The sequence below is a fragment of the Streptomyces sp. MnatMP-M17 genome (assembly GCF_900091995.1).
Classification (GTDB): domain Bacteria; phylum Actinomycetota; class Actinomycetes; order Streptomycetales; family Streptomycetaceae; genus Streptomyces.
Genome location: NZ_FMDK01000372.1, coordinates 1 through 2,730, shown reverse-complemented (window position 1 = coordinate 2,730; position 2,730 = coordinate 1). Strand labels below are relative to the sequence as shown.

Genomic DNA, 2,730 nt, shown 5'->3' with positions numbered 1-2,730 from the left:
ATCTCGCCTCGCGAGGCGCTCGCCATGGATCCGCAGCAGCGGCTGCTCCTGGAGGTGGGCTGGGAGGCGTTCGAGCGGACCGGCACCGATCCGGCCGCGCTGCGCGGCAGCAGGACCGGTGTCTTCATCGGCACCAACGGCCAGGACTACGCCCATCTCATCCTCCGTGCGAACGAGGACGTGGAGGGCCACGCGGGTACGGGCCTGGCGGCCAGTGTCATCTCCGGCAGGCTCTCCTACGCCTTCGGCTTCGAGGGCCCGGCGGTCACCGTCGACACCGCCTGCTCCTCCTCGCTGGTCGCCCTGCACTGGGCGGCCCAGGCGCTCAGGAGCGGTGAGTGCTCCATGGCGCTGGTCGGCGGAGTCACCGTGATGTCGACCGCCACGAGCTTCGCCGGATTCACCCGGCAGGGCGGTCTCGCCCCTGACGGCCACTGCAAGGCGTTCTCCGACGCGGCGGACGGCACCGGCTGGTCGGAGGGCGTCGGCGTACTCGTGGTCGAGCGGCTCTCGGACGCGCGGCGCGAGGGACATGAGGTCCTGGCGGTCCTGCGCGGTTCCGCGATCAACCAGGACGGCGCGTCGAACGGACTGACCGCTCCGAACGGTCCCTCCCAGCAGCGGGTGATCCGCCAGGCCCTCGCCGCCGGCGGGCTGACACCCGCCGATGTGGACGCCGTGGAGGCGCACGGAACGGGCACCACGCTGGGCGACCCGATCGAGGCGCAGGCGCTGCTGGCCACGTACGGGCGTGACCGCGATCCGGAGCGTCCGCTGCTGCTCGGGTCGGTGAAGTCCAACCTCGGCCATACCCAGGCGGCGGCCGGTGTGGCGGGTGTGATGAAGATGGTGCTGGCGCTCCGCAACGGTGTGCTGCCGCGGACGCTCCATGTCACGGAGCCCTCGACCCGGGTGAACTGGTCCTCCGGCGCGGTGGAGTTGCTGACCGAGCGGAGGGAGTGGCCTCGGACCGATCGCGTACGGCGGGCCGGTGTCTCGTCCTTCGGCATCAGCGGGACCAACGCGCATGTGGTGCTGGAACAGGCCCCGGAGGCTGTTACGGACGCTCTGCCCACGCTTCCAGGCGCGGCCCCGGACGTGGTCCCGAACGCGGTGCCATGGCCGGTCTCGGCCAGGAGCGAGGCCGCACTGCGCGAACAAGTGGAGCGGCTGCGGGAGTTCGCGGCCGACCACGCCGAACTCACCTCGGCCGACATCGGGTTCTCCCTGTCCACGGGCCGTTCGGTGTTCGAGCACCGGGCGGTACTGATGGCGACGGACCAGGGCATCTCCGAGGTCGCCCGCGCGACGGCGGCCGAGCGGCCCACGGCGGTGCTCTTCTCCGGCCAGGGCTCCCAACGGCTCGGTATGGGACGTGAGTTGTACGAGCGGTTCCCGGTCTTCGCGGACGCGCTGGATGCCGTACTGGCCCATCTCGACGCCGAGTCCGCCGGCCGGTCCCGTCCGCTGCGCGAGGTGATCTGGGGCGACGACGCCGAGGCGCTGAACCGTACCGCCGTCACTCAGCCGGCCCTGTTCGCGATCGAGGTGGCGCTCTTCCGGCTGGTCCAGTCCTGGGGCGTCGTACCGGACTTCGTGGCGGGCCACTCGATCGGTGAGATCGCCGCCGCCCATGTGGCCGGAGTGCTCGGGCTCTTTGACGCCTGCCGTCTGGTGGCGGCCAGGGCCCGGCTGATGGACGCGCTGCCTGTGGGCGGAGCCATGGTCGCGGTACAGGCGAGCGAGGACGAGATCGCCGCGCTGCTCTCCGGGGGAGTGTCGATCGCCGCGGTCAACGGGCCACGGTCCGTGGTGCTCTCGGGCGACGAGGACCGAGTCCTGCGGACGGCGGAACGTCTGGCCGCCGAGGGACGCAGAACAGCACGGCTCCCGGTGAGCCATGCCTTCCACTCGCCGCTCATGGATCCGATGCTGGACGAATTCCGCGCGGTCGCACAGGAGTTGACCTTCGCCGAGCCTTCGGTGCCGGTGGTGTCGAATGTGACCGGCGCGCTCGCCACCTCGGACGAACTGCGCTCGCCCGAGTACTGGGTACGGCATGTCCGTGAGACCGTCCGCTTCGCCGACGGCGTACGGACCTTGGCCGAGCAGGGCGTGGGTACGTTCCTTGAACTGGGCCCGGACGGAGTGCTCTCCGCCCTGGCCCGCGAGTCCGTACCGGACAGCGCGGTCGTGGTTCCCGTGCTGCGCAAGGACCGGTCCGAGGAGCTGACCGCGGTCACCGCGCTCGCCCAGCTGCATACGCACGGCGCTCCGGCCGACTGGTCCGGGATCTTCGCGGGGACGGGCGCGCGCCGGGTGGAGCTGCCGACGTACGCGTTCCAGCGCGAGCGCTACTGGCCGTCGGCGCCGGTGGCCTCGGGCGATGCCTCCGGGCTGGGCCTGGTGGCCGCGGAGCATCCGCTGCTGGGCGCGGCCACGACCGTGGCCGGCTCCGACGAGGTGGTGCTGACCGGACGGCTGTCCGCCCGGACCCATCCCTGGCTGATGGACCGTCAGGTCGCCGGAGGCGCCACGGTTCCGTTGGCGGCCTTCGCCGAACTGGCCGTACGGGCCGGTGACGAGGTCGGCTGCGACACGGTCGGGACACTGACCGTCGCCGCCGGGCTCGTCGTGCCGGAGGAGGGCGCGGTACGGGTACAGGTACGAGTGGCCGCGGCCGACGGGACGGGCCGCCGCTCGCTGACCGTGCACGCGCGAGCCGAAGCC

1 protein-coding gene is annotated in these 2,730 nt (G+C 72.1%); it reads left to right on the top strand.

The window, feature by feature from the left end:
* A partial coding sequence (locus GA0115259_RS17375) for a type I polyketide synthase (protein WP_141716604.1) occupies window positions 1–2,730 on the top strand: 2,730 nt, incomplete at both ends.